Source organism: Endozoicomonas sp. ALD040 (assembly GCF_049275945.1).
In the GTDB taxonomy this organism is placed as follows: domain Bacteria; phylum Pseudomonadota; class Gammaproteobacteria; order Pseudomonadales; family Endozoicomonadaceae; genus Endozoicomonas_A.
In genome coordinates this window covers 851371-870072 of the sequence record NZ_CP184829.1, presented here as the reverse complement: position 1 = coordinate 870072, position 18702 = coordinate 851371, and the positions used below count along the sequence as shown (strand labels likewise).

Sequence of the window (18702 nt, the reverse complement as noted above, 5' to 3'; positions counted from 1 at the left end):
CTTTTGCGACACCCTCACCAGGGCAAAGACTGCAGAAATATGACAGTGCTCGTTTTCGGGGCAACCCTTTTCCATGTCGGAACCCGGAGGTCCCAAAAGCATGGGAGCCAGAGTGATGCGACAGCCTGCAGAACAGGGAGTAGTTACCTGAGAAGTTTATCGAACAACTGCACTCTAACCGTTTCTCCTGCCTCAATATTTCCCTGGGAAGCGGGCAAAATGATGTAACAATTAGCCATACTCATGGATCGGAGAATCCCCGACCCCTGACTGCCCGATGTGACTACCTCGGCTTCTCCTCTCTCGTTGGTTGAGAGAATGCCCCTCTGGAATTCCAGGCGACCGGGTTGTTTCTTCAGGGGAGTGAGGCACGTTGCTGGTAGTTCAGCAGCAGGAGTTGGTTCTGCTCCCATCATATGTTGCAATGCGGGCGCTGCCAATTGTTGGAAAGTTACCGTAGCGGAAACCGGATTGCCGGGTAGCCCAAAGAAAACACTGTTGGGAAGTTTACCAAAGGCAAAGGGTTTGCCGGGTTTAATGGCCAGCCTCCAGAACGAAGTATGGCCTATTTCACTGAGAATATCTTTGACAAAGTCGACGTCACCTACGGATACCCCACCAGAGGTAACAACTGCATCAGCCTGCTGATCAGCTTTCAGAAAAGCTTTCCGGATCTCGTCGCGGTCATCATGGAGTTTTCCAAGGTCAATCACTTCTGCACCCAGTCGCTTGAGCATCGCTGATACTGCAAACCTATTGCTGTCGTATATATTACCTTGTCCGAGAGTCTCGCCGGGCAGCTTCAGTTCATCACCCGTGGAAAAGAGCGCTACTTTTATTCTGCGAATGACTGGAACTTCAGGGATTCCCAATGAAGCCAGCAGACCTATATCCTGGGCTTTGATGATGTGTCCCTTTTCAAAAACCTGACAACCTTGAGGAATATCTTCACCGGCACGGCGAACATTATTGCCTGACTGAGAGGGTAGCTTGCTGAAAGCAATACCCTGTGAGGTTATCTCGGCCTGCTCCTGCATGATGACCGTATCGGCACCTACAGGAATGGAAGCACCTGTCATGATTCTTATACAGTGGCCAGCGGGCATAGAACCCTGATAGGGATGTCCGGCCAGAGATTTTCCGGCCAGCGGCAGTATTGAATGTGGTGCCAGGTCACTGAAACGGACTGCATACCCGTCCATGGCTGAATTATCATGGGACGGAACGTTAACCGGCGAAATAATTGCCTCAGAGATAACCCTGTCCAGGGAGTCAGCCAGAGCCACTGTTTCAGTTTCAGTGACGACCGGTGTTTCTGTCATCAGTTTCTCAAGCCCTTCGTGCAGGGGCATGAGCCCCGGGGCAGAACAGCAGTCAGTCATTGAAAGGTCTCCTCGATACAGTTTTTGAAACTGCTCTTAAAGTAAAAGCTATAAATGAATTCAGCAATCTGTTTCTTGTTATTTGTATCACTCGATATTGTCCTTTAAGGCATGGCTATTTTATCGGGTTAGGGTTAGGATGAGCCCCTAATTAATTTTAATAAAGCGCCGAGCTTCGCAACCTAACCCTCACCATGAAGGTACGGTTGTCTGGCCGTGACCTGATGCGTGTTACACGCAGGGTTGCCAGGGTTCACACAGAAATGTCTGGGCCTCCCGTGTTTGGAAAGGTGTGAAATGCGACCATTACAAGACCAACAGGGACGAACGTTTCCCTATCTCAGACTGTCTCTGACTGATCTGTGCAACTTCACTTGCAACTATTGCCTGCCTGATGGCTGTGATGAGCATCGTCACAAGCAGTCGCTGGATGTTGCCGAAATTAAACGTCTGGTGACCGCTTTTTCGGCGGTGGGTGTTGAGAAGGTTCGCCTCACTGGCGGTGAGCCTACCCTGCGCTCTGACTTCATGGATATTGTCAGTACTCTTAAGTCCATTCCGGGGATTCAGAAAGTGGCTATGACCACAAATGGTTACAAAATGGACCAGAGAGTTGAGTCCTGGCTGGCTGCTGGTGTTGATCAGATTAATGTCAGTATCGATAGTCTGGACCCCCGAGCCTTTGCAGCAATAACCGGGCACGACCGCCTTCAGGAAATACTGGTGGGTATTGACAAGGCCTTCGCAAAAGGTCTTCCTTCTATCAAGGTCAATGCGGTTTTGATGAAAGGGGTCAACGACATCCAGCTGGAGGCGTTTCTGGAATGGATTAAGCACCAGCCTGTTACCATGCGTTTCATTGAGTTGATGCAGACGGGTGATAATAGTCGCTTTTTCAATCAATACCATGTCCCCGGAAAACAAATAAGGGATCAGCTTCTGGAGCAGGGCTGGGTCAGAATGGCCAGAAATAAAGATGCGGGTCCGGCTTACGAATATTGTCATCCTGAGTATCAGGGGCGCATTGGACTGATTACCCCCTACTCAAGAGATTTCTGTAAAGACTGCAATCGTCTGAGGGTTAGCAGTCAGGGGCATCTGCAACTTTGCCTGTTCTCGGAATCAGGCCATGACCTTCGACATTTCTTACAGGACGACAGCCAGCAGGATGAATTGATTCAGGAAATTCGATCAGCACTGAGGTTGAAAGTAGACGGTCATTTTCTGGAACAGGGGTATACCGGAGGTACTCGCAATCTTGCCCAGATTGGTGGCTGATATAGCTCGGCCTTCGCTTTAGGTGACTGGGGGTTATTGTCGGCACACAGGGCACAAAGGTGATTGTGTCGTCCATGCGTGAATGCATGCTGCACAGTAGAAGTGCTTTAAACACTCCCCAGCGGCGATAGGGTATCTTATGGGGTCCATACAAATAGAGCATAATCCGCCAAAGAGTTTTACTGCCAGATAGTCAGTAATTCTTGCTGACAATGCGTGCTCTGTTACTCGGGCAACGAGACTGCAAAAGGCTAGTGGTAAGTTTTCATCACTACTGAAAAATGCTATCAGGTCGTAGATGAAGTTAAAATAAAAGCATGATATTAAGCTTATTGAAAAAGCAAAAGCTAACTCTTGACGAAAAACATTACCCGATTTAAGTAGATGGTAAATTAAAAAAGAAGCACTTGTTGATTCAACTAAGCGTAAAGGTAGCCTGATTTCATCATAATATAACGAGAGAGAAGTTAATAAATTTAACAGGTCCCTGAGAAAGCTCTGTTCGTAATCTTTATGTGAAATAGTCAGGTCGGAATTTACATATTCATCATTATAAGTATTATCTTCAGATCCGTAAGAAGTGCCACAAGATATTAGCAAGACAAATATCACTAATTTGCATAAATAGAGCATATCTGTTGTGTATGGATTTTAGGGAACACTCAGTCAAGATAGATTACGAAGGGTCATGTTACAAATATCGAGCAGGTTTTACCTGCGAGCACCCGCTGAAAATGGCTGGAGCAAAAGGTGCTTCAGCCAAAATCCATTCAGTTTTCGAAATGGATATTTATTGAACGGGTTGATCGCTATTCTATTTATTTTATCGGGAGGTTACTGTCGGCATACAGGGCACAAAAGTGATTGCGCCTCCCATGTGCGAAGGCATGCACTGCAATACCAGTGCCTTCTGCAGCCTGCACAGTTGATAAAGGTACTCATTTGTTCCAGACAAATAGGACATATTCCTGAAAAAAGTTTTACTGACAAATAATAGGTAATAAATAGAGATAATGCGTGCTCCATCCTTTGTGCGATGAGTGTAAATATGAATAATGATAGATCTTCGTAATTATGCTGATTAGTTCTTAGGTCATATGAAAAGTTAACGACAGCGCTTAATAAATAAACAAAAAGATACTCATGATGAAAAGTACTGCTCAGCTTAAGTAGACAGAAATTCAACAAACACTGAGATGTTATCTCAGTTAAACGTAAAGGTAGCCTGAATTCATCATAATGTGACGAGAGAAAGGTTAATAAATTTAAGAGGCCAGTTGAAAGGCTCTGTTTGTAATCTTCATATGAAATAGTGTGGTTGGGATTTTTATATTCATCATCATAAGTATTATCTTGAGAACCGTAAGAAGTGCCACATGATATTAGTAAGATAAATATCACTAATCTACCTAAATAGAGCATATCTAATGTTTATGAATTTTAGGGAACAAGTAGTCAAGATAGATTACGAAAGGTCATGTCACAAATATCGAGCAGGCTGCACCTGCGAGCACCCGCTGAAAATGGCTGGAACAAAATATGCCTCAGCCAAAAAACATTCAGTTTCTGAAAAAGGCATTTATTGAACAGGCTGATCGCTATTATTCTTTATCATCAGTGGGTTACTGCCGACATACAGGGCAAAAAGGTGAATGTGCCAGCCATTGATTAAGGCAGTCTGCACAAAACAAATGTCTTCTACAACGTGCATATCGGAAAGGGAATCTTAAGGGCTCTAAACAAATAGGACATGATTCTGTGTGAATTTTTACTAAAAATATTAAGGGCTTTAAACAAAAAGAACATGATGCTGCGACAATGACTACAAAAGTTATGTGCTCCGTTGTTTGTGCAATGAATCTAGGTAAGAATAATAATAATGATCTTCCATGATTTTTAATATTCATGCTTATGTCGTATATAATATGAAACAAAAAACTTGATCCAAAAATAAATGATAAAATTTCAGTATATATATTACGAGGAGGCTCTCTACCTATTTCAAATAGATGGATATTAAATAAAAGACATACGATTTCAACAGCACGCAGCGGTAGCCTGACTCCATCATAATATATTAAGAGACCGCTTAAGAAATTTAACAGGTTACTCGAAGCACTCTGTTCATGGTCTTCGTATGAAATAGTTTGGTTGGGATTTAGATATTCATCATTATAAGTATTATCTTGAGACCCGTAAGAAGCACCATAAGATATCAGTAAGATAAACATCACTGATTTACATAAATAAAGCATATCTATTGTCTGGGGATTTTAGGAACACTTGGTCATGGTAGATTACGAAAAGTCATATCACAAAAATCCAGCACGCTGCACCTGCGAGCAACGGCTGAATATGGCTGGATAAAAAGATGCTCCAGCCAAAAGTCGTTCCGTTTCCGAAATAGGCATTTATTGTACAGGCTGACCGCTATTCTCTTTAGTTCATTGGCGGCTTACTGACGACATACAGGGCAAAAAGGTGAATGCGCCCGCCATTGACCAATGCAGGCCGCACAAAACAAATGTCTTGCACAAGTTGCAAATTGGACAGGAAATCTTAAGGACTCTAAACAAATAGGACATGGTTCTGTGAAAAGTATTACTAACAAATGTTCGGCAATTGCTAAAGACATTATGTGCTCTATTCTTTGTGCAATGAATTTGGCTAAGGATAATAATGAGATTCCATGATTTTTAACATTCATTCTCGTGTCGTATATACCATTAGCAAGATGGCTTGATGCAAGGCTATATGAAAAAATCATACGACATGTTTCAGTAGTTGCTCTACGCATTTTAAATATATATAAATCAAAAAAAACAACAGCTGCTATTTCAGTCGCACGTAGAGGCAGCCTGAACCCATCATAATATAAAGAGAGAGTGCTTAATAAATTTAACAGGTTACTCGAAAAACTCCCTTCGTAATCTTTATATGAAATAGTTTGGTTGGAATTTACATGTTCATCATTATAAGTATTATCTTGAGACCCATAAGAAGCACCATAAGATATGAGCAAGATAAATATTACTGATTTGTATAAACAGAGCATATTAATTGTGTGGTAATTTTACGGAGTACTCGGTCATGGTAGACTGTGGGAGGTTGTGCAACAAACAATCCAGCATGCTGCACCTGCGAATATCCACTGAATGAACAGTCCTCCGGACTGATCCCTTACATCAATGCCTGCAGGGCCTGGCCCGGCTGGGCAATATTTTTCGCGAAATTGGCTAAACATAAAAATGTTTACTGGCGTGTACATTCTGTTTAAGGCAGGTATAATCACGTTCCAAGGCTGGTCGGGCGAATATAATTTTTAAAGACATTTATTTGTTATGGACACTGAGTCAGTCTTGATCTCGACTGCCTGTGGTAACCTTCTTGATGACTCATACGATCTTTGATACTCCCATTATTAATACTCTCTTTCGTTTAATCTCTACTCTGGGTCTGAAGCTGGCGGGCTGGAAGTTGTCGGGTAAAAAGCCGGATGCTCGAAAGTACGTCCTTATTGCTGCTCCCCATACCAGTAACTGGGACTTTATTCTGGTGATTGCCATTGCCTTTAAATTCGGTCTCAAGATTTCCTGGATGGGCAAGAGCAATCTTTTTAAAGGCCCCATGGGCCCCATAATGCGCTGGATGGGCGGCATACCTGTGGAGCGAAGCCGTAATACCGGACTGGTGCAGCAAGTTGTCAACCGGTTTAATGCTTCCGAGGATCTTATCGTTACCATTCCTCCCGAGGGAACGCGCAGCAAGGTGGGCCAATGGAAAAGTGGTTTTTACCATGTTGCGGTTGGAGCCGGTGTCCCCATTGCTCTGGGATTTCTGGATTTTAAAACCAGAGTGGGAGGTTTCGGCCCCATGTTCTTCCCTTCGGATCACTATGAGAGTGACCTGAAAAAAATTCAGCACTTCTACCAAGGGATGACGGGCAAAAGGCCTCACAGGTTCTGAAAGGAGCCCGCAGTGTTCTTCGCGCGTTTTGCGTAGCTGAGGTCAATGGCCGCAAATAAATAACGAGTAGTTGTAAATCCTGCTGTCCTATCGGTTAAATACAGGGAGGTTGCTTGAAATACAGCTATCTATGTTGAGCGAATAGCGATAGAATAACCGACCTTTTGTGGAAGGGCTGTTAATAAGACCTTCCAGGGAGACTGGCTGAGAATGCTCTGCAGGCGTTCCCGGGCTGCCTCCCAGATGTCCTGGTACTCCGTTTACCTCTGTGATCGGTTTGCATATTGAACTCTCATCGGATGCCGATCCTGTCAGTTCTTTCGAGATCTTCAACGAAGTCATGGACACCCAACTGCCATGAGTGAAAAGGCCACCGCCTGTTTGTGAACCCGGTGGCCGGAACATGGTTAATAATCACTGCGCGTTACGAAAAGGACCGTGCGGTGGATCAGTGTACATGGGAGCCTGTTTGCAGGCTCAGGTCGCAAGGTCCGAAAAGAACGATCAACGCTTTCATTGAATTATTCAAGCTAAGCAATCACTTGTCTGACTCTCTGAAATCTGTCCTGTTCCACAGAACATGGTGACCGACTTTCTACCCGCGACTGGCCCATGGGTGATTCTCACGGCTTAAGACCGGCGCTACCCCGTCGGCTGCCTGTCAGAGTATCTAAAGGGAGAACACTGATTGTATCAATGCCTAATTTATTGGAGTACTTGATGTCTGACGACACAACCCCTGCTGAGTCAATAATTACCTTCGCTGAACTGCCTCTTTCCCCGGCAGTAATCAAGGCGGTAAAGGATGTCGGTTATGAAACACCTTCTCCTATCCAGGCTCAGAGTATTCCCCGGATTCTTGAGGGCAGAGACCTGCTGGGTCTGGCTCAGACCGGTACTGGCAAAACTGCCGCGTTTGCCCTGCCTATGCTTTCCAGTCTGGATATGAAGGCCAGTGATCCTCAGGTTCTGGTGCTGACACCTACGCGCGAGCTGGCCATTCAGGTGGCTGAAGCTTTTCAGCGTTACGCGCGTCACATGAAGGGCTTTCACGTGCTGCCGGTTTACGGTGGGCAGGATATGCGTGGTCAGCTGAGAGGCCTCAAGCGTGGTGCTCATGTTATTGTGGGCACGCCGGGTCGTGTCATGGACCATATTCGCAGAGAGAGCCTCAAGCTGGATGCTTTGAAAGCAGTTGTTCTGGATGAAGCCGATGAAATGCTGCGCATGGGCTTTGTCGATGACATTGAATGGATCATGGAACAGACACCGGAAGAGCGTCAGGTGGCCCTGTTCTCTGCCACTATGCCCAGACAGATTCGCAAGATAGCGGATACGCACCTGAAAAATCCTGCCACTGTTGAGATTAAGGCGAAAACCGCCACTGTTGATACCATCACCCAGAAAGTCTGCATGGTCAGCGGTTTCCACAAGCTGGACGCACTGACACGAATCCTTGAAGTCGAACCTTTTGATGCCATGATAATCTTCGTGCGCACCAAAACTGCAACCGTAGAGCTGGCTGAAAAGCTCGAGGCCAGAGGCTTTGCTGCTGCTGCATTGAATGGTGACATGAGCCAGGGGTTGCGTGAAAAAGTAGTAGATCGACTGAAGAAAGGCTCTCTCGATATTCTGATCGCTACAGATGTAGCGGCCCGTGGTCTTGACGTTGAGCGAATGTCTCACGTTGTAAACTACGACATTCCTTATGATACAGAAGCTTATGTTCACCGTATTGGTCGTACTGGCCGTGCAGGTCGTCAGGGTGTAGCTATTCTTTTTGCTACGCACCGTGAGCGTCGTATGTTGCGAGCTATTGAACACGCCACTCGCCAGCGCATTGAGACTATGCGTCTGCCGTCTATGCGTGATGTTCGTGATATGCGCATTCGTGCCTTCAAGGAAGAAGTGGTGAAATCTCTGGAAATGGGCGAAGAGCTGGATGTATTCCGTGAAATCATTGCTGAGCTGGAAACCGAACATGCTCTGAGCCACGAAGATATGGCCGCTGTTCTCTGCTTTATGGCCCAGAAGGAACGTCCGTTCCCGGATGGTAAAGAGCCTGAGCGTCCACAGCGTGAGCGACGTGATCGTGGAGACAGAGGCGATCGTGGTGAGCGCGGTGCGCGTCCACGTCGTGATCGTAAAGAAGACAATGAAGGTATGGTTCGTTACCGTGTTGATGTAGGTCGCGATCAGGGCATTACCCCCGGAGACCTGGTCGGTGCGATTGCCAACGAAAGTAATATTTCAGGCAAGAATATCGGTCACATTCGCCTGTTTGACACCTGCTCTTCCGTCTACCTGCCAGAAGGTGTGGATGCTTCCATCCTGGATGCTCTGAAAAACGTCAAGGTCCGCAACAAGGCTCTGGATCTGAAAATCTGGGCTGATGACGGTCGTCGTGATCACAATCGTCCCCGACGTGGCCGTGGTCGTGATGGCGAAGGTTTCAGAAGAGATCGTGACAATCGTGGTGGGGACCGGCGTCAGGGTTCTCGCAGGCCTCGCCGTGAAGCATAAGTCAATCATCTTTCATTGATTATGAAAAAGCAGAAGTCTGGTACTTCTGCTTTTTTTTGGGTGGAGCACTGCAAAAAGACAATTAACAGACCGCTAAAGGGCAGGTAGACTGTCAGGAAACAAAAATTAAAGAGGTCTCGCTTATGCTGTACGTAGCATTTTCTGGTTCGAAAGGGCGAGGAGTCTTTACACGTAAAAAGATTGAGCGAGATACAGTCATCGAGCGTTGCCCTGTTCTTGAATTGCCTCCTGAAGATCTTGAACACATTGATCAAACGACGATATACAACTACTACTTTTCCTGGGGTGAGGCAATGGATTCAGCCGCTATTGCTTTGGGGCTGGGTTCAATTTACAACCACTCTTATACACCCAATGCACTCTACCGATATGATATGGAAGATCGGGTGATTGAATTCATTGCCATTAAAAAAATTCGACCCAATGAAGAGATAACAATTAATTACAACGGCTCACCGAACGATCAATCACCTCTTTGGCAAGGAATTCAATGGGAGCCCTGAAAACCCAGCAGCCTGTCGGACTTAAGCATCCGTAGCGAGGATTGCAAGAAACAGGGATTTTCAGACCAATTTGCTGCCGTCCTCGCTACGGGCGCTATTCTCGGTCAGGCTCCTAGACACCTGAATTCAGGTGTCGTCAGTTAGCGTGATTGATTTATATCGCGAATCATTTGGCTGCTACACTTAGTGATGTTTTACCTTGAGGTGGTCAGCCAGACGAGTATCGGTCGATGTTCTACTGTTTGCTACTTCTTTGTCGTGTATAGGTGGCGCTTCTATCCGGGTTAATGATGTCACTTCATTCGTGGGTTTCATTAGGATGCTGTATCTTTGTATCGATTCGCATTCCGTATATAGCTCCGTATATAGCTCCGTATTTTGTGTCAGACCTTGGTAATAAAGGTTTCTGGCGGTTTTCAATGAGCAGCTTCAGGGTTTATGCTCAGGCTTTTCTGCCGGGGCAGAAATCAAGAACCGTCTCACGTGAGGTATAAGGTAAAATCATGAGAACCATGGGCCGTTATGTTCTGGTGCTGGCAGCAGGAGGTTTTCTTGTTGCCTGTAGTACACCGGACAAGAGTGTGGTGGTAACACCCACCGACGTTGAGGGTAAGACCTGGGTGCTGCGTTCCCTGAATGGCGTGCCACCGGTTAATGGCAAAAGAGTCACTCTTGAGTTTCAATCTGCTTCTGGCAAGGATGGTCAAATCAGTGGTCGTGGCCCTTGTAACGGTTACTTTGGCAGCTATACGATGCAACAGGATGAGTTGCAGTTTGGCAGAGTAGGTTCCACTATGATGGCCTGCCCGGAACCTTACATGAAACAGGAAATGGCTTATTTCAAAGGGCTTCAGCAGGTTGACACCATGATGTCCAACGGCCTGGTAATGACTCTGAAGGGGCGTCACAATGATGAGACGATGACGTTCTTTGCAGAGAGTGCCAAAGTGAGAGGGATCATCAAATCATCCACAGGCAGTTTCCCGGCTGGCGCAGATGTTCTGATTTTGATGAAAGATATCAGCAATAAGGATAAGCATTCGAACCTGATTGGTGAGAAAAAAATCAAGCTGAATCAGCGTGTTGATGGACCCTTAAAATTTGATGTTCCTTATGCGCCTTCACTGATTCAGCCAAACCGTACGTATTCTGTCTCTGTAGAAGTCAGACAAAATGGAAAACTGGTTTCCCACACTACTTCTAACAAAATAATTGATTTCTCCAGACCTCTGGAATTCAAAGGTCAGTGATCACGGGCTGAAAGTCAGGTTCAGAATTTCAGCCAGACAATAACCTGAACTCGCCCTCCTTTCTTTTGCAACCCTCTATCCCCTCCAGCAAATTCACTTTGCTGGAGGGGACTGCAAATATGATCTTATGAAGTCACTGCTCGCTCCTTAGGAGCCTGTCGCGAAACTCTGGTTCTCATGCTTTCAGGTCCTCTGGGTCCCAGCGTGGGAACGAGTTGCAAAGCAACATTAAAGCTATCCTGCTGCTGATCCTTTGGTCCGGGTCTGGCTGAAAACAGGCTTGCCAACCAGAAGAGTCTTTCTTTTCACATGACAGCGCAAAGCAGGAAACGCTCTCTTAATTGACCTTAAATGTGATAGGTTTAGCGCTTTCATTTCACTGTTAAAGCACATCAAGGAGGTTCCATTATGCAGTTTCGTCCCTGTATTGACCTGCACGAAGGCAAGGTAAAACAGATAGTGGGAAGCTCTCTGCGTGATGGTGATAATTCGGCTCTGGTGAATTTTGAAAGTGACCGCTCTGCGGCTGATTTTGCGGATCTTTATCGGCAGAAACAATTAACGGGTGGTCATGTCATAAAACTCGGGCCCGGCAATGAGGATGCCGCCGCTTCTGCCCTGTCAGCATGGCCCGGAGGTCTTCAGATTGGCGGCGGTATTACAGCAGACAATGCTGTTCGGTATCTGGATATGGGAGCCTCACATGTCATCGTGACCTCCTACGTTTTCAAAGATGGTCAGATAGATTTTGATAATCTGGACAAATTACTCGCTGCAATAGGCCGTGAGCGTCTGGTGCTGGATCTTTCTTGTAAGAAAAAAGATGATGACTATTTTATTGTGACGGATCGCTGGCAGAGGTTTACCGATACCCGGATCAATGCTGAGACATTGAATAGGCTGGCTCATTATTGTGATGAGTTTCTTGTTCATGCGGCATCGGTTGAAGGTTTGATGGCAGGGCCTGACCTGGAACTGGTTTCGCTGCTGGCTCAATATTCACCTGTTCCTGTGACCTATGCGGGAGGCATTGCCACTCTGGAAGACATTGAAGCAGTCAGAAAAGCCGGTAACGGTCAGGTACACATTACCATAGGCAGCGCCTTGGATATTTTTGGTGGTTCGCTGGCATTTATGGATGTAGTCGCGCGCTGTAAAACCGATTAAGCCGCAGGTTTGACGTTCATGCCGGGTGGTTCTGAATTATCCGTTTTGGATATTTCTGCTCAACGTTTCAAGAGTACTCGATAATGCAGTGAGGCATGTTAAATTGTTTTTTTGGGAAAATGAGTCGAAGAAGCTTATCAAAGGCTCTTAACAGAAAAAGAGAGAAAGATCACCCTATAAATTCTTGTTAATTCTTGTCTATCCTTGGTGTTTGGAAAGGAAACGATGAATTAACACATGAACAGTCAAACACTGGGAAGCACTCTGCTGGTAGCAGGTACATCAATTGGAGCAGGTATGCTGGCCTTGCCTCTGGTTTCTGCTGCTACGGGTATCTGGTCAGGAATTCTGCTGATGATGTTAATGGCCTCACTGGCATGCTATGGAGGTTTGCTGATCGCCGAGGCCTGCCGTGCCGTGCCAGAGGCTGATAATCTTCATGGTGTGGTGGGACGGCTGCTGGGGAAACCCGGTCAGGCTGTCGCTATTCTGGCCATGCTGTTTCTGTATTACTCACTCTGTTCAGCCTATATCACAGCCGGCGCAGGGCAAGCGGTCGCCATCACTCAAAAAATGGGGCTGGCTCTCAGTTTTTCTCAGTCAGCTACGTTAGTGGCAGTGATTATTGCTGTAATGGTGGTTGTCGGGACGGTCGTGGTGGACTACGCCAATCGAGCCATGTTCTTTCTGATGATGATGTTAATGATGTTCATCATGGTGCTTTTATTGCCAGAAGCTGAAGCCAAAAATCTCACCCTTGGGGTCGGTCAACCCGGTATGCTCTTTGCTGCTTTGCCAGTACTTTACACCTCATTCGGATATCATTGTGCAGTACCTACAGTTGTGCGGTATGTAAAAGGCAAGCCTGGAGATTTTCGTATGGCACTGGTGTTGGGCAGTATCGTGCCCCTTCTGGTCTATTCACTCTGGCAGTTTGCCACCAACGGCACTTTGTCATCCAGTCTGATCAACAACCTGCAGGGCAGTCCGGATGCTGTCGACCAGCTTATCAACAGCATTGGTGAAGCCAGCCATTATTCCGGCTTTAACCATCTTATCAGTGCTTTTACAGCCTGTGCACTGGGCACTTCGTTTCTGGGGGTAGCCATTGGTCTCTTTGATTATCTGGCTGAAGTCAGTAAGAGACCTGATACCATCATCGGTCGTATTCAAACTGTCTGCCTGACTCTGGGGCTGCCGTTGCTGGTGGCGGTTTTTTTTCCGGGAGGTTTTGTGACGACTTTGGGTTATGCCGCAGTAGCTTTGGTGATTCTGGCGGTTTTTCTTCCCGTCATGCTGGTCTGGGAAGTGCGGAAGGAGCATCTTGAAGAGCCCTATCAGGTTGCCGGAGGTAATCCGTTGCTGGTCATCATGTGTTTGATCGGGCTGGCCGTGATTCTTGCCCAGGCAGGTATTGTTTCCGGCTGGCTGCCAGCTCTGGATTCCTGATCCGTTTATGAGAATCCGGAGTCTTGATGACTCAAATGTTTTTAGCTGGTTCTTTAGCATTGATCCGATTACTATCGTTTCGTCAAACGAGAAATGTAGGAACTCCTCATGTTACGAAAAACTCTTCTGGCAGCTTCTGCACTGCTTATCCCGGTTCTGTCTTTTGCCAATGGATACGTTGGTGAGTGGTACACCGTTAACGAAGAAACCAATAAAAAGGAATCTCTGGTGACTATCTGGCAAGAAGGTGATCAGCTGAAAGGTAAGATTGTGGAGATCCTTGATCCTGCTTCCAGAGATGCGGTCTGTGAAAAATGCAAAGGCGACAAAAAGAACCAAAAGATAGAAGGGATGACTTTTCTTTGGGGAATGAAAAAAGATGGTTCTAAATACGACAACGGAAATGTTCTCGATCCGAAGTCAGGTAGAGTATACAGCGGCAGCATGAAGTTGATTGACGGGGGTCAAAAACTTGAGCTGAGGGGGTATCTGGGCTTTTCATTGTTGGGTCGAACTTCGGTTTGGGTGAAGGCTGATTAGTCGCAATTGCCTTAAGGCTCAGAGGCTCCGGTTACCCGGCAGAAATGACTGCCGGGTAGAAGTTGTATCATTTGTACTGACTGAAGAGTTCGGCTTTGTCTTCTTTTTCCTGCTTCAGAGTCATTGCCAGAAACAGAATCGCCATGACGCAGGCAGCCAGAATCAGCATAAAGCCACCACTCCAGCCCATCGCATCAACAATAACTCCCATAGCCAGGTTGGCAAAGAGAGCGCCACCGAGATAACCAAACAGGCCGGTCAGGCCAGTGGCGGTTCCGGTTGCCTTCTTGGGGGCTGAATCAGCGGCCTGGAGACCTACCAGCACAACGGGGCCATAGATCAGGAAGCCCACAAATATCAGGCAGAGGTTATCAATCATCGGGTGTCCAGCCGGGTTCTGCCAGTAAATGACAATGGCAACACAGACCAGTGCCATCATCCACATACTGACAGGGGCACGACAGCCTCTGAAGAAACGGTCACTGGCCCAGCCACAGAGCAGGATGCCGGGAATGCCGGCAAACTCATAGAGGAAATAGGCCAGACCGCTCTGAGCCATTGAGAAACCTTTCACTTCTTTCAGGTAAGTTGGCGCCCAATCCAGTACTCCGTAACGAACCAGATAAACGAAGACATTAGCCAGCGAGAGATACCAGAGCAATTTATTGTTAAATACATATTTGAAAAAGATATCTTTGGCCGACATCTCCTGCTCATGGTGGTGCTCGTCATAGGATTTAAGCTTGTCACCAGTCCATGCTTCGATACTGGGCAGGCCACAGGACTGGGGAGTATCTCTTAATAAGGTCCAGGTGATACCGGCCAGGACGAGGGCTACGACTCCGTGGAACCAGAGCTGTGATTGCCAGTCACCAAACAGATAGACCGCAAAAATAGCCATGGGACCTACCAGACCGGCTCCCAGGTTGTGAGAAGTATTCCAGTAAGCCCATTTAACGCCCCTCTCTCTCACAGAGAACCAGTGTGTCATGACTCTGCTGCCAGCCGGATAGCCCATACCCTGAAACCAGCCATTGAGAAACAGCAGGGCAAACATGGAAGTGACTGTGGTGGTGGCAAAAGGAACGGTTCCCATAAATATCATGGTCAGGGCCGAGAGAATCAGGCCAATACTCATGAATTTCCGAGCGTCACTGCGATCAGAGAGGTTGCCCATAAGAAACTTGCTGAAGCCGTAGGCAAAAGAGACCGCTGAGAGAGCCAGACCCAGTTCGGACTTGGTAAAACCCTGCTCAATCAGGTCGGGCATGGCCAGAGAGAAATTTTTGCGAATCAGGTAATAAGCGGCATAGCCAACAATGATGCCTAACAAAACCTGTATACGAAGTTTTTTATAAGTTTCATCAACTTCTTTGGACGCAATCTGCTCTTGATGAGCAGGAGGACTGAGAAAGCTCAACATAGGAAGTACTCCCGAATTTATTCGTTATAGCCATTTGTCCCGAACAAGAGCTCGTTCGGGCGGCCAAGAGCTTCGGCAAACATTCCTTTGGCCGGCAATTGGGTTCACGGCTGAATGATCGAACAGCTTTGCTCTCATTTCAGTGAGCATCATTTTTACAGGTAACTGGCAAAACGATGGTTAGACTCACCGGTATCAAAAAACAAAAGCCGCTTTATTAAGTCCCACAAACTCTGTGCAAAGATGTTCCTGTGGGAGGGTAGCAACTGTTAATTCCAGTTCAGATTTGTGATTTAGCAAGTCGAAAGCCAAAAAAAACTTAATATCACAATGATGTTCTTTAAATAGAACTTTCGTTTTGTTTTATAGTGCTAACCTGCCCAGTGCGGTAAACTGCTGTTGTTTATCTTTTTTGTGCAGGTTTCATGAACTGGTTCGTTTATATCATTCTGGCAAGCAACAACAGTCTGTATACCGGCATTACCACCAATGTCGAGCGGCGCTGGAAAGAACACTCAGGCAAAAAGAAAGGCGGCGCCCGATTTTTTAATGGTAAAAAACCTGCTGCCCTGATGTATCTGGAAGCAGGTCATAACCGTTCAACCGCAGGCAGGCGGGAAGCCGCCATTAAAAAAATGACTCGCACTCAGAAGGAGGCTCTGCTGAAAGAAAAGCAAAACATTGCTTCCAACTATGCTGAAGTCCTTCCGGTCGAAACAAGGCTTTGATCCGCAGAAATTTCTCACCCTGTCAGAATGCGCCTAAACCAATAAAATACATCGACATCAAAAGCGTCAATGCCGGTAAGTCATAAAGTGAGCTTGCCTTACTGATGTATTCATACTTAAAGCTACCCACATTGATAGACAGTTTTGATTTCCATAACCGCGCAGGACTGTACTCCGGTGATGCCTCAAATCGATAAACGTCGCCATTTTGGTATTCGGGTTTCAGTATCGTCAGGCGCTCACCGACTTTCTGACATAACCAGCTATCGACAATGTTTCCTTTGTCGTTCAGAAGACTGATTTTTGTGTTGGGTTCTTTACACAGTGCAACCACCGGGTAATTCTCCTCTTCAAAGAGAGTTTCAGTCTGGGTCTGGTTAAAGCCCATTTCCCACATTAACTGAACGGAGTCTGCCTGTGTAACATCATAGTCAGTGGGTACCGTTTCAGTGGCCTTTGTTGTTACCGCATCGGTATAGATGTCAGTAATAACAGCAGCCGCTTTTTCAGTCGTATTAGTCATGACCGTCTCGGTATTGTTTCCAGTATCAGTATGATCAGTAATGGCAGGAATAGTTGTCGTTAAAGGATTTGTTAAACGAGCTTTTACACGGTTTGTTATAGGAGCAGGAGTAAAAGGGTAAGTTCCTGGAAGCCAGTTTAACTGAGGGTTTGTTTTTTTGCAGAGCGGGCTGGTGTCACCCTTTGCTTTACAGACATAAATCTTGATGCGCATGTTGTGTGTCAGACAATGCCCACCTTTTCTGTTATAGAGTGTACTCGCACGGCCATCTGAAGTGGAGAATAGATAGTAATATTTCCCACCTTCAAAGGTTTTGTCGTTCATTCCGGCAGCATTTTCAAGAAACAGTAAACTAAGGTGAATCAGGCGAGTAGGGTCGTCGCAAATAAATAAATCTTGCCGGGTAATGGGAAAATCTTCCGGTATCTCACAGTTTTCATAGTAGGTCTCGTTGTTCGTGAGCCATATATTTTCTTTCATGTCTGAGGTTTGCCTATCGTGGCTGCGTACCCTTGCTACAGTAGGAAGGTTGGGGCAAAGAAACTGTATCTGCGAGTTTAGCCTTACCCCTATGGTTTTGTTCTCAGCTTTGGAATATAAATCATATTCCCACAATACACTTGTGTAAACATCACGAGCATCAGATGTCTGCAAGAGATGGAATAACAACAGGAGCGAAAATAAGAAAACTTGCATTATATTTCTCTAATGTAAAGTTAGAATAAAAGTAGTAGCCCTATATGCACACCTTTATCTGGTCAGAATGCGTTTGTCACAATAAAGTACATTGAGATCAAAAGCGCCAATGTTGGTGAGTGGTAGAGAGGGTTTTCTTCATTGGTCATGTGATGTCTGAAGCTAGCCACATTAACAGACAGTTTTGATTTCCATACCCGGGTATGGCTATATTCGGGTGATGCCTCAAATAGATAAATGTCGCCATTGTAGTATTCGGGTTTAAGTATCGTCAGACGCTCGCCGACCTTCTGACATAACCAGCTATCGACAATCGCTCCTTTATTGTTCACCAGGCTGATGCTGATGTTGGGCTCTTTACAAAGTGCAACCACTGGGTAACTCTTTTCTTCAAAGAGCTGTGCAGTTCGGGTTTGGTTATAGCCCATTTGCCAAATTAACTGAAAGCGCCGCGACAGTGAATGACCATCATAGTCGGCAGTGGCCTTTGCTATCACCGTTTCTGTATCAGTCATAATGACAGGAGCCACACCAGTGGTTTTTGGTACCATTGTTTCAGTTTCATCATCAATATCGGAATCTGTGTCGTTAATAATGATGTGCAAAGTCGTCGTTACAGGGTTTGTTACAGGATTTGTTAAAGGGGTGGTTAAAGGGCTTTTCAAAGGAGCATAAATAAAAGCATCCGTTGGACTGTAAAAGTTTGGCTGAGGATCTGTAATGCCTCTGCATTCGGGATTTGTTTCATTGATAAGCTTTTTTTTACAGACATAAATCTTGAGGCGCATGTTATGGGTTAGACAATGTCCGCCTTTTCTGTTGTTAACTGATGACTCAGTCCCGTTTGATGTGGACAATAAATAGTAATGTTTCCCGCCTTTAAAGGTTCTGTCGTTCGGCCCTGCCGCATGTTCAAGAAACAGTAGACTTAGGAAATCCAGCTCAACGGGATCGTCGCAAATAAAGTGATTCTTTTTAGTTGAGGGAAGATCTTCAGGTATCTCACAGTTCTCATAGTGGGTTTCATTGTCCGTTAACCATATATTTTCATACATGGTTGAAGTTTGTCTATCGTGGCCCCGTAGCTTTATTACGGTGGGGAAATTGGGACAAATAAAATATATCTGTGAGTTTAACTTTACTGTTATGCTCTTGTTCTCAGCATCAGAAAATAATTCGTCCCACCACCAGAGGCTCTGGTAGATATCACGAGCATTGCAGGTCTGAAACAGATGGAATAACAACAGGAATAA

The 18702-nt window shown here is 45.9% G+C and carries 18 protein-coding genes and 1 riboswitch; of the genes, 10 read left to right on the top strand and 8 right to left on the bottom strand.

Annotation, left to right across the window (positions count from 1 at the left end; all coding sequences use genetic code 11):
* Positions 1-143 precede the first annotated feature (143 nt).
* Positions 144-1382 carry a molybdopterin molybdotransferase MoeA gene (moeA, locus tag ACOJUN_RS03105; RefSeq protein ID WP_422135208.1) on the bottom strand — a complete coding sequence of 413 codons (1239 nt, stop codon included), beginning with the start codon at positions 1380-1382 and terminating at the stop codon, positions 144-146.
* Between the two features lie 154 nt (positions 1383-1536).
* Positions 1537-1691: riboswitch (molybdenum cofactor riboswitch) on the top strand.
* Here moeA and moaA point away from each other — a divergent pair.
* Positions 1680-2660 (top strand): GTP 3',8-cyclase MoaA, encoded by a 981-nt coding sequence (gene moaA / locus ACOJUN_RS03100; RefSeq protein WP_422135207.1) that lies wholly within the window; start codon positions 1680-1682, stop codon positions 2658-2660. Its footprint overlaps the riboswitch before it by 12 nt.
* Positions 2661-2693: 33 nt before the next feature.
* On the opposite strand, the gene ACOJUN_RS03095 is transcribed toward moaA, so the two are convergent.
* Positions 2694-3293 carry an RING finger domain-containing protein gene (locus ACOJUN_RS03095; RefSeq protein ID WP_422135206.1) on the bottom strand — a complete coding sequence of 200 codons (600 nt, stop codon included), beginning with the start codon at positions 3291-3293 and terminating at the stop codon, positions 2694-2696.
* Positions 3294-4199: 906 nt separating this feature from the next.
* Here ACOJUN_RS03095 and ACOJUN_RS03090 point away from each other — a divergent pair.
* A complete protein-coding gene (locus ACOJUN_RS03090) occupies positions 4200-4328 on the top strand; it encodes a hypothetical protein (RefSeq protein WP_422137149.1) in 129 nt (42 codons plus the stop codon).
* Here ACOJUN_RS03090 and ACOJUN_RS03085 read toward each other — a convergent pair.
* The gene (locus ACOJUN_RS03085) at positions 4283-4567 is read right to left on the bottom strand and encodes an RING finger domain-containing protein (RefSeq protein ID WP_422137036.1); all 285 of its coding nucleotides are present in this window, start codon (positions 4565-4567) and stop codon (positions 4283-4285) included. The two genes, ACOJUN_RS03090 and ACOJUN_RS03085, sit on opposite strands and share 46 nt — an antisense overlap.
* 548 nt (positions 4568-5115) lie before the next feature.
* The gene (locus ACOJUN_RS03080; RefSeq protein ID WP_422137035.1) at positions 5116-5295 is read right to left on the bottom strand and encodes an RING finger domain-containing protein; all 180 of its coding nucleotides are present in this window, start codon (positions 5293-5295) and stop codon (positions 5116-5118) included.
* Positions 5296-6050: 755 nt separating this feature from the next.
* On the opposite strand from ACOJUN_RS03080, the gene ACOJUN_RS03075 reads away from it, so the two are divergent.
* The 3 genes from ACOJUN_RS03075 (at position 6051) to ACOJUN_RS03065 (ending at position 9673) form a co-directional block, all read left to right on the top strand.
* A complete protein-coding gene (locus tag ACOJUN_RS03075) occupies positions 6051-6626 on the top strand; it encodes a lysophospholipid acyltransferase family protein (protein ID WP_422135205.1) in 576 nt (191 codons plus the stop codon).
* Positions 6627-7346: 720 nt separating this feature from the next.
* Positions 7347-9149 carry a DEAD/DEAH box helicase gene (locus ACOJUN_RS03070; protein ID WP_422135204.1) on the top strand — a complete coding sequence of 601 codons (1803 nt, stop codon included), beginning with the start codon at positions 7347-7349 and terminating at the stop codon, positions 9147-9149.
* Positions 9150-9292: 143 nt separating this feature from the next.
* Positions 9293-9673: an SET domain-containing protein gene (locus ACOJUN_RS03065; RefSeq protein ID WP_422135203.1), complete on the top strand. Its 381-nt coding sequence runs from the start codon at positions 9293-9295 to the stop codon at positions 9671-9673.
* A 183-nt stretch (positions 9674-9856) separates the two neighbouring features.
* Here ACOJUN_RS03065 and ACOJUN_RS03060 read toward each other — a convergent pair whose 3' ends face one another.
* Positions 9857-9988, bottom strand: a complete 132-nt coding sequence (locus ACOJUN_RS03060; protein ID WP_422135202.1) for a hypothetical protein — start codon at positions 9986-9988, stop codon at positions 9857-9859.
* Between the two features lie 188 nt (positions 9989-10176).
* Here ACOJUN_RS03060 and ACOJUN_RS03055 point away from each other — a divergent pair, with 188 nt between their 5' ends.
* The 4 genes from ACOJUN_RS03055 (at position 10177) to ACOJUN_RS03040 (ending at position 14079) form a co-directional block, all read left to right on the top strand.
* Complete coding sequence (locus tag ACOJUN_RS03055) at positions 10177-10923, top strand: META domain-containing protein (RefSeq protein ID WP_422135201.1); 747 nt, start codon at positions 10177-10179, stop codon at positions 10921-10923.
* 408 nt (positions 10924-11331) lie between these two features.
* Entirely contained in the window at positions 11332-12090 is a 759-nt protein-coding gene (gene hisA, locus ACOJUN_RS03050; protein WP_422135200.1) for a phosphoribosylformimino-5-aminoimidazole carboxamide ribotide isomerase, read from the top strand.
* 237 nt (positions 12091-12327) lie between these two features.
* Positions 12328-13539, top strand: coding sequence for an aromatic amino acid transport family protein (locus ACOJUN_RS03045; protein ID WP_422135199.1), 1212 nt, complete (start codon positions 12328-12330; stop codon positions 13537-13539).
* Positions 13540-13647: 108 nt separating this feature from the next.
* Complete coding sequence (locus ACOJUN_RS03040) at positions 13648-14079, top strand: DUF2147 domain-containing protein (protein WP_422135198.1); 432 nt, start codon at positions 13648-13650, stop codon at positions 14077-14079.
* Between the two features lie 67 nt (positions 14080-14146).
* Here the strand turns inward: ACOJUN_RS03040 and pgtP are convergent, their stop codons facing one another.
* Positions 14147-15502 carry a phosphoglycerate transporter protein PgtP gene (gene pgtP / locus ACOJUN_RS03035; RefSeq protein WP_422135197.1) on the bottom strand — a complete coding sequence of 452 codons (1356 nt, stop codon included), beginning with the start codon at positions 15500-15502 and terminating at the stop codon, positions 14147-14149.
* 425 nt (positions 15503-15927) lie between these two features.
* Between pgtP and ACOJUN_RS03030 the strand changes: the two genes are divergently transcribed.
* The gene (locus ACOJUN_RS03030; protein ID WP_422135196.1) at positions 15928-16230 is read left to right on the top strand and encodes a GIY-YIG nuclease family protein; all 303 of its coding nucleotides are present in this window, start codon (positions 15928-15930) and stop codon (positions 16228-16230) included.
* Positions 16231-16252: 22 nt separating this feature from the next.
* Here ACOJUN_RS03030 and ACOJUN_RS03025 read toward each other — a convergent pair whose 3' ends face one another.
* Positions 16253-17233 carry a hypothetical protein gene (locus ACOJUN_RS03025; RefSeq protein WP_422135195.1) on the bottom strand — a complete coding sequence of 327 codons (981 nt, stop codon included), beginning with the start codon at positions 17231-17233 and terminating at the stop codon, positions 16253-16255.
* 278 nt (positions 17234-17511) lie between these two features.
* Positions 17512-18504, bottom strand: a complete 993-nt coding sequence (locus ACOJUN_RS03020) for a hypothetical protein (protein WP_422135194.1) — start codon at positions 18502-18504, stop codon at positions 17512-17514.
* Between the last annotated feature and the right edge of the window lie 198 nt (positions 18505-18702).